General features: G+C 50.7%; 7 protein-coding genes and 2 pseudogenes. 5 read left to right on the top strand and 4 right to left on the bottom strand.

Going from position 1 to position 6,634, the window contains the following annotated elements; genetic code table 11:
* Nucleotides 1-124: 124 nt before the first annotated feature.
* Both AACY31_RS28000 and AACY31_RS27995 read right to left on the bottom strand, forming a co-directional pair.
* Nucleotides 125-670 (bottom strand): hypothetical protein, encoded by a 546-nt coding sequence (locus AACY31_RS28000; RefSeq protein ID WP_339505536.1) that lies wholly within the window; start codon nucleotides 668-670, stop codon nucleotides 125-127.
* 2 nt (nucleotides 671-672) lie between these two features.
* Entirely contained in the window at nucleotides 673-1,641 is a 969-nt protein-coding gene (locus tag AACY31_RS27995) for an isopenicillin N synthase family dioxygenase (RefSeq protein WP_339505535.1), read from the bottom strand.
* A 286-nt stretch (nucleotides 1,642-1,927) separates the two neighbouring features.
* Between AACY31_RS27995 and AACY31_RS27990 the strand changes: the two genes are divergently transcribed.
* A complete protein-coding gene (locus AACY31_RS27990) occupies nucleotides 1,928-2,827 on the top strand; it encodes a LysR substrate-binding domain-containing protein (protein ID WP_339505534.1) in 900 nt (299 codons plus the stop codon).
* A 210-nt stretch (nucleotides 2,828-3,037) separates the two neighbouring features.
* Nucleotides 3,038-3,322 (top strand): annotated as a pseudogene (locus AACY31_RS27985) (transposase); the annotation flags it as partial.
* Between the two features lie 65 nt (nucleotides 3,323-3,387).
* Here the strand turns inward: AACY31_RS27985 and AACY31_RS27980 are convergent.
* Complete coding sequence (locus AACY31_RS27980; RefSeq protein WP_339505532.1) at nucleotides 3,388-3,891, bottom strand: hypothetical protein; 504 nt, start codon at nucleotides 3,889-3,891, stop codon at nucleotides 3,388-3,390.
* A 45-nt stretch (nucleotides 3,892-3,936) separates the two neighbouring features.
* Nucleotides 3,937-4,338, bottom strand: coding sequence for a hypothetical protein (locus AACY31_RS27975; RefSeq protein ID WP_339505530.1), 402 nt, complete (start codon nucleotides 4,336-4,338; stop codon nucleotides 3,937-3,939).
* 429 nt (nucleotides 4,339-4,767) lie between these two features.
* Here AACY31_RS27975 and AACY31_RS27970 point away from each other — a divergent pair, with 429 nt between their 5' ends.
* The 3 genes and pseudogenes from AACY31_RS27970 to istA form a co-directional block, all read left to right on the top strand.
* The gene (locus AACY31_RS27970; protein ID WP_445261588.1) at nucleotides 4,768-5,136 is read left to right on the top strand and encodes a DUF7693 family protein; all 369 of its coding nucleotides are present in this window, start codon (nucleotides 4,768-4,770) and stop codon (nucleotides 5,134-5,136) included.
* Nucleotides 5,137-5,271: 135 nt separating this feature from the next.
* Nucleotides 5,272-5,811 carry a hypothetical protein gene (locus AACY31_RS27965; protein WP_339505527.1) on the top strand — a complete coding sequence of 180 codons (540 nt, stop codon included), beginning with the start codon at nucleotides 5,272-5,274 and terminating at the stop codon, nucleotides 5,809-5,811.
* A gap of 80 nt (nucleotides 5,812-5,891) precedes the next feature.
* Nucleotides 5,892-6,634, top strand: a pseudogene (gene istA, locus AACY31_RS27960) (IS21 family transposase); the annotation flags it as partial.

The following is a 6,634-nucleotide window of genomic DNA, read 5'->3' as shown; positions in this document are numbered from 1 at the left end:
GCGGGTCTGCTTGCGCTTGCCGGCGTACTCGGCATCGGCGAAGGTCATCTGTTTCATCATTGAAAAGCTCGGCGACTGGTGTCCGGTGATTTTGCCAAATCAGGAAGTCTTTTTCAGAGTTTCCCTAAGGCTGCTGGTGGGTGATTCTCGGTTGGGTCGTCACGACTTTAGCAGGATTTATATGGGCGGAGGAATCAACTCCTACGCTCGACTTTTCACCTGAGTCTGCTTTGTATCCAATGAGCATAACTCCAATAATGCACAGAGATACGCCAGCTATATTTAAATATGACAGTCCTTCTTTTAGGAAAATCACACCGATGAACCCAAGAGCGATGTTAATTATGGCTCCGGTTACCACGTTACCTGTGCTCAGATCCCACCCGCTTCGATACATCATTAAGAATCCGATCTCCATCAGCAAGATGCAGAACGCTATTCCAACTTGAATCCAGCTCATTTGCTTTAAGCTAGCGAGCAACGTGCCTCCCCCCATAAAAAAGGGCAGCATTAAAGTGGAGAGGATCACGATGGCCACATAGATACCAACGATGGAAACCAAAGGATTGATGGTGGAGGGAAGTTTTTTCATGAGCATGTGGTATCCCACAGTGCCTAGGATCGCTACCGCTGCAGACAGATAGAATGCAATATAGTTTTTATCGATCATTTTCAATACTCCTCTGCTGTTTCGAGCGTGCGAAAGGTAGTTGTTTCGAGAAACCGTCGATCCATGTATTCGCCTGCCACAATAGCTTCGTATTTTGCAGGATTCTCTTTTGAGCAACAGCTTGGTAAACACTCAACAGAGGCGGTAAAATCAGGATCCATGAAAAATGCCGCCGAGTGCCTTATTTTTCCGGTGGTATTTATCACTCTGTGCATCGTCGCCTTATAGCGTTCATTTGTCCAAAGTGACATCAAATCGCCAACATTAACGACAAAGGAATTTGGAACAGGCTTGACCGACATCCAGGAACCATTGGACTTTTTTACTTCCAGCCCTCCCGTATCGCTTTGAGCTATCATCGTAATCCAACCAAAGTCGGTATGCTCACCGGCCCCAATAGCCCCACCTTGCATATAAGAGATGGATGGATAGCGTAATATCCTCAGCTGAGCCATGGGTTTTATAAACTTGTCATCAAAGTAATCGATCGGCATATTTAGCGCCAAGGCGAATACCCTCAACAAGCTTTTTCCTAACATCAGCATCTTGGCATGATATTCCGTCATCACGCTTTTAAATTCGGGCAGTTCTACTGGCCAAACATTTGGCCCGTAAAAGGGTAGCTTTGCCACTACATACGGATCATCAAGAGCTAAGTCCGACGCCATATCAAATCCTTCTTTGATATCGCCTAAGACGCCGTCTGACTTATCAGCACCCTCGCTGAAGTAGCCGCGCATATATGGCGACTTATGAATTTCTATCCTTTCCTTCGAGCCCGGAGATAAATCAAAAAAAGATTTCATCTGCAAAAACATATTTGAAACCAGTTCATAGTCGACACCGTGATTTATCACAGTAAAAAATCCAATTTCTCTGAGGGCCTCGTCAACATCTTTGACCAAGCGTACGGGTATCGGATTACCAGGCCGCAATCCATTCAGGTCGATGATCGGAATATTATCTGACATAGAAGCCTCACTGATTTCTTTAGAGATCCATACATTGATGAGCCTGATCCGCCAGCAAGCCGCATTAGCCCGACCACGTTTAATATGTTTTTGCCATGTTTCTTATCATGGCCGTGCCAGCGTTTCGCCCAAGCGAAAGGGGCAGCGACACAGATCCGATTGACCGAACAATAAGCTGCTCGAAAGCCAACCGGTTGGTGAGTTGATTTTTCGGATCTATCAAAACGAAAGCAAATAATATAAAGTAAGTCAGACTTAAATTTTTTGACGAGGGGAGGAATCTACAATGTTCGCAAAACTACCACTGACAGCTCTCCGAGCGTTTGAATCAGCGGCTAGACTCGGTGGTTTCAAAGCTGCCTCTGAAGAATTATTTGTTACACCTGCGGCGGTCTCTCACCAAATCAAAACCCTTGAGGGCTTTCTTGGCGATCTGCTGTTTGATAGAACAACCCAGGGTGTGAAGCTAACCGCCAGTGGTGAAAGACTTTACTCCAATGTACATCTGTCGTTTTTAGACATGAGTCGTAGTATTGCTTCATTGAAGCCTCCTTCCGACTCACAAGCCCTCCGAGTTTCAACTACACCTGCCTTCGCGGCACTATGGTTGATTCCTCGAGTTGGAGACTTCTATAATAAGCACCCCGAAATTCACGTAAGTGTTGAGGCCAGCAATGAAGTTGTCGACTTACTTCGGGATTCAACTATGGATATGGCAATCCGCTGCGGTTTTAAAGACTATCCAGAACTGTTTAGCAAATCGCTTATGGTTGAAGAATTTGGCGTATTTACCCAGACCCATTGGAAACTGGAAGACGTAGGTTCTTCTCTCAAACTTATAGATATCAGATGGGGAACTCCCTCCCCGGCCTCAATAGATTGGGCATTGTGGTGCTCTGCTGCCAAGCATGAAGACTGGCTCGCAAAAGCGATTTATAGAAAATACAACGATGAACACTTTGCCCTTCAGGCTGCTATATCCGGGCATGGCTTGGCGCTCGCCAGCACCGTTTTAGTGGCAGACTACGTAGAAAACGGTTTACTGATTCCCTATCGTCCTGAAATCAAAATACCGGGCGCACGATATTCAGCTGTATGCGTTCCTGGACGAGAACGCCTGTCGCCGGTCAAAGATTTTTTAGATTGGATAGTCGCAGCGACTGGGGATTTCAGACAAGGCGGTTAATTGGATCGGTGTGCAAGAGGTTCACAGTGCGCTCACACCAAGTATTCGCACCTCCGAATATTGCGAGATGTGCTCGAGAAGGAAACTCTGAAAAAGACTTCCTGATTTGGCAAAATTTCCGGACACCAGTCGCCGCACCTTTGGATAATGAAACAGATGACCTTCGCCGACGCCGAGTACGCCGGCAAGCGCAAATAGACCCGCAAGGAATTGTTCCTGATCGAGATGGATCAGGTGGTGCCCTGGAAAGGTTTGATTGCCTTGATCGAGCCGTACTATCCAAAGGGCGAAGGCGGTCGCCCGACCTATCAGCTGATGGCGATGCTGCGCGTGCACTTGATGCAGAACTGGTTCGGCTACAGCGATCCGGCGATGGAAGAAGCGCTGTATTAAACCACCATCCTACGTCAGTTTTCTGGTCTGAGCCTTGAGCGGACTCCGGACGAAACCACCATTCTCAATTTCCGCCGCCTGCTGGAAAAACATGGGCTGAGCTTCATCCAAAGCTCAATGGACTCAATGCTTTCGTATAGCTGAGGGTATCCACCCCTTGTGATAGTTCAACCTTCGAAAAAAGCACGGCAGGCGTTCATCAAAGCAGTCGCGTCATTCAAAGCTCGGTGGTGCCTAGTTGTTGGCAGTAGGCGATAAATGTTACTGGCAGCCTCCCGACCCACAAACACTTCCAAAGGCTTCAACTCGAAGGTAGGTTTCAGATCCGCTGCCTCATAAAGGACGTCGAACCAAAATACGTCTTGAGGTGAGTCGCTGCATAGCACATGTCCTGAAAACAGCTGATTCATTCGTTCCGCCACGGTGTGTGGGGTATCACCTTCCTGAAGCAAATGATCCTGAGTGAGACCATGCATGTCTTGCGCATCGAACGACCAGTGTGTCCAGTAACGGGCTGGCCTTATCAAGGAACTGAACGAGGTCTCACTCGACACGACGGCGACCTCAATGGGATAGCTATCAGGAGCTATTCCAGAAGCTTCAAAATCAACAAAAAACGAAGGCCGTCCCACCTTGCTGCTCCTGTTTGAGGTTGCGATTTTCAGCGGCAACACCGACTGCTTGTGTTTGCGCCGCCATCGCTCGAGCCAGCCGTTCTAGCTGTTAGCAGCCTTTGCAAGTCGATGGTCTTGCAGATGCTGCATCTCACGCTCCCACTCAACCAAAAATTTATCCCAGTTCGCAGCGTAAGGCCCATCTAACAATCTGGTCGACCCGATACTCGCCTGATTGAAGCGCTCCCTCCAGGGCTGGGGGATAGTCTGCTCCAAAATGATGTCGATTCCGGAGTGGTGATGCTGCACCGTGACACAATCCCGAAGCTGGTTGAGCTCAAGTGTCTTGTCAGCATTGGGGAAGTATTTCCGTTCTTGAAGGTCAAGGTCATCAAGGATGGATAAGGGATCGAACGCCTTCGAATCGCCTGGAGATATGTTCGCAAGCATCCACAAAGCCTTTCGTCTCTTGGCTTCCAGTTCGCGGAGGTCATTGTTGGGCATTTGGGTTACCTCTTGCTTGAGCCAGGCGTCGCTGATGGCGTGCCGCCTGCGGCGTCAGGCTGCGGTGATTCGAGCCCCGCCAAGGCGTGTCTCGCCCCTGCGGGCTCGCATCCTTCACGCCTGTGCGCTCCGCTTGCTCTGTATTTGCGCCTCTGTGAAGCATAGGTCGTAACGCATCTCGCCCTCATGATTCGCAGCTCAGCATCGTTTCTCGAAGCGTTCTGTTATCGTTCTAAAAGTAATCTAGTCGCTCTTAGTCATCAGCCTTCCGGGGAGCCGCGAATGGATAAAACTCAATTCGTACCGGGCAGAGCCTACCAAGCGGTTCGCGATCCCGAGCGTCTGCTCATTGAAGAGCGCGCCGAAGCTCTCTCAGATGCGGGCTATCCACTGCCGAATGATGATCCGGCTATGTACGCTGAGCAAAGGCTGAAAGAGGCCAGAGCGGCAGCTCTTTCATCTCAGGTAGGTCGCGGCAGCGAAAACACTGCGGCTGAGCTTTCCGCGAGAGAGGTATCCCAGGTGCTGAGGGAAGTGATCTTCGGTCGAAGCGTAATGAGTAAGGCTGGTCAGCAGTCCTGGGCTCACGTCTATTCCGGCCACTTCCAAGTCGATGTCGATGGATGGCGAATGTCGATTTACAACAACTGCGATCAGCTCGACTACTGCGAACAATGCGTCAGTCCGGATGGACGGCGGTGGTCGTTTGACTCGGGAGATCGCTTTGGCACAGATCCCATTGCGCTGCTAAGCACTTGGGAACATCAGACACTCGAACAACTGTTGAAAACCTTGTAGGGCAATTTCATTTCAGCCTGTCGTTACGATAGATAGGGGTCGTCGTAATCCCCTCTAAGATTTTATGAAAATTAAACGTGAGCATGCCTCACCCTTCACAATGTTATTGGCGCAATCACTAGCACGGAGCTATTTATGTGGATTTTGAACTCGGGGAGGAAACATTTTTTAGAGTTTCTTCGCAATACGTCAATTCAGTTTTTCCTTATGGTGCTGGTTGCCATATCCGCAGGAAAAGCTAATACGCTCATAGCAAAACAGCGCTATGGCGACGCGGCCACCATGGGGTTGATTTGCTTCCTCATATTCTTGTTACTTTATCTGGCTGCCCACGCCAACATTAAAAACTTCTTTATAGAGTTTAGGGCTGGGGCAACCCCCGGTCTTGATCCGTATGTTAAGAGTTTGGCTGGGCAAGACCTCAAGCGTAAGAATCGTCTGACTTTCGCTTATCTACTGAAACACGGAAAGTCAGCTTTCGTAGAGGCGTGCGTGCTGGTAATAGGTATTTACTTTGTCATGATATTCGGATTTTTTTATTCGGTTGAAAATGCACAAAGCTTTATGACTAAGGTGCGGATTCCACGGCCATCCGGCCACCTATTCCATGAACATCCGGCCACTGATTCCACGGTGATCCGGCCACCCGTTCCACGCTCATCCGGCCACCCTTAAAGCAGGCAGCAACGCAGGATTAATTCACTACCATCGACCTCTTTTATCGAAGCAGAGAGGTCGTCGTGGAGCGGTTATCCATGCGTAAGATTCGAGAAGTGCTACGTCTCAAATTTGAGGTCGGCCTATCTGCCCGCCAGGTCGCTGTCAGCTTGCAAGTGGGTCGAGCCAGCGTCGGTGAGTACCTCAATCGCTTTGCTGCCAGCGGCCTGACTTGGCCGTCTGCGCTAACGGACGCCGAGTTGCAACGGCGGCTTTTTCCACCGCCGCCCGCCGCCCGCCGTTCCCAGCGATCAGCGTCCGATGCCCGACTGGGCATGGGTTCACGCCGAGTTGCGCCGCCCCGGCGTAACCCTGGCCCTGCTTTGGCAAGAGTATCGACTCGCCCATCCGCAAGGCTTCCAGTACAGCTGGTTCTGCGAGCACTACCGCCTCTGGGCTGCCAAGGTCGACGTGGTCATGCGCCAGGAGCACCGTGCGGGCGAAAAGCTGTTTGTCGATTACGCTGGCCAGACCGTGCCGGTCATTGATCGGCGAACCGGCGAGATCCGCCAGACGCAGATCTTCGTCGCCGTCCTCGGCGCGTCCAGCTACACCTTCGCCGAGGCCACCTGGTCGCAGAAACTGCCCGACTGGCTGGGCTCGCACGTACGCTGCTTCGCCTTTCTCGGCGGTACATCGCAGATCCTGGTACCGGACAATCTGCGCAGCGGCGTCACCAAGGCGCATCGCTACGAGCCGGATATCAACCCCAGTTACCGCGATCTCGCCGAGCATTACGGCGTAGCCGTGCTGCCCGCGCGCTCGCGTAAACCCAAGGACA

The organism is Pseudomonas sp. RL_105y_Pfl2_101 (assembly GCF_963970585.1).
Taxonomy (GTDB): Bacteria; Pseudomonadota; Gammaproteobacteria; order Pseudomonadales; family Pseudomonadaceae; genus Aquipseudomonas.
This window is presented reverse-complemented; position numbering and strand designations above follow the sequence as displayed.

What these genes read in the sequence shown, in the direction of transcription:
- AACY31_RS28000 (WP_339505536.1), bottom strand. Translation starts at nt 670, where the DNA reads ATGATCGATAAAAACTATATTGCATTCTATCTGTCTGCAGCGGTAGCG.
- AACY31_RS27975 (WP_339505530.1), bottom strand. Translation starts at nt 4,338, where the DNA reads ATGCCCAACAATGACCTCCGCGAACTGGAAGCCAAGAGACGAAAGGCT.
- AACY31_RS27990 (WP_339505534.1), top strand. Translation starts at nt 1,928, where the DNA reads ATGTTCGCAAAACTACCACTGACAGCTCTCCGAGCGTTTGAATCAGCG.
- AACY31_RS27965 (WP_339505527.1), top strand. Translation starts at nt 5,272, where the DNA reads ATGTGGATTTTGAACTCGGGGAGGAAACATTTTTTAGAGTTTCTTCGC.
- AACY31_RS27995 (WP_339505535.1), bottom strand. Translation starts at nt 1,641, where the DNA reads ATGTCAGATAATATTCCGATCATCGACCTGAATGGATTGCGGCCTGGT.